Annotated in this window: 2 pseudogenes; both read left to right on the top strand. The window is 73.5% G+C overall.

What is annotated here, in order from left to right:
* A pseudogene (locus tag BAY1663_RS22735) lies at nt 1-648 on the top strand (exodeoxyribonuclease V subunit gamma); the annotation flags it as partial.
* A pseudogene (locus BAY1663_RS22730) lies at nt 645-1,233 on the top strand (UvrD-helicase domain-containing protein); the annotation flags it as partial. The pseudogenes BAY1663_RS22735 and BAY1663_RS22730, both read left to right, overlap by 4 nt.

The following is a 1,233-nucleotide window of genomic DNA, read 5'->3' as shown; positions in this document are numbered from 1 at the left end:
CTGGGCCAGGCGCTGTGGGGCAAGCTGCGCGGGCCGGTGCGCGCCTTCGCCCCGCGGCTGTTCGAGCTGCGCCCGCAGGCCGTGCCCGAGCCGCTGGCAGTGGACATCAGCCTGGCCGGCGTACGCGTCCACGGCTGGCTGGATGGGGTGACGCCGAGCGGGCTGTTCGGCTGGAAGCTCGGCCGGCTCGGCGAGTGGGACCTGCCGGCGTTCTGGTTGCGCCACCTGCTGCTCAACCTGTCCGCCACGCCGGGGATCGCGCGCGACAGCCTGCTGCTGTCGCCGGCCGGCGACTGGCGGCTCGGTCCGCTGGCGAACGCCGCACAGTTGCTCGAACCCTGGCTGGCCGCCTACCGCAGCGCCATCCGCGAGCCGCTGCCGCTGTTGCCGCGCAGCAGCCACGCCTTCGCCCGTGGCTATCGCAACCCGGCACGCGGCAGCGAGCCCGTCGACACCGCCCGCAAGCGCGCCCGCGAGGCCTGGCTCGGCGGCGAGTTCAGCCCCATCGCTGGCGAATGCGAAGATCCCTGGAACGCCCTGGCCTTCCGCGACCGCGATCCGCTCGACGAGCGCTTCGAGGCGCTGGCCGAGGCGCTGATCGGTCCGGCGCTGGATGCCCTGGCCCAGGACGAGGAGCAAGACGCATGAGCCTGGACCTGCTCGATTCGCCCTTCGACGGCCGCTCGCTGATCGAGGCCAGCGCCGGCACCGGCAAGACCTGGACGCTCACCGCGCTGTACGCCCGGCTGCTGCTGGAGCGCCAGCTGTCGGTGGGGCAGATCCTGGTGGTCACCTACACCACCGCCGCCACCGCCGAGCTGCGCGAGCGCATCCGCGCGCGCCTGGCCGAGCTGCTGGCGGTCTACGAGGGCACGCCCAGCGCCGACGGCTTCCTCAACCGGCTGCATGCCCGCTATCCCGACGAGGCCTCGCGGCGGCGCCTGCTGCTGGCGGTGCACGGTTTCGACGAGGCGGCGATCTTCACCATCCACGCTTCTGCCAGCGCGCCCTGCAGGACGCCGCGTTCGAGGCCGGCGGCGATTTCGACAGCGAGCTGACCGCTGACGACCGTGAGATCGTCGACGCGCTGCTTGCCGATGCCTGGCGCAGCGAGCTGGCCGCCGCCGATCCGGCCTGGGCGCGCTTCCTCGCCAAGAACCGGATCACCCCCACGGCGCTGCGCCAGCGCCTGCGCAGCCACCCTGGCAAGCCCTACCTGCGCGTCGAGCCGCG

The sequence above is a fragment of the Pseudomonas sp. BAY1663 genome (assembly GCF_000582595.1).
Taxonomy (GTDB): Bacteria; Pseudomonadota; Gammaproteobacteria; order Pseudomonadales; family Pseudomonadaceae; genus Stutzerimonas; species Stutzerimonas stutzeri_AF.
Note: the sequence above shows the minus strand (reverse complement) of the source record. Positions and strands in the feature narration are given on the sequence as shown.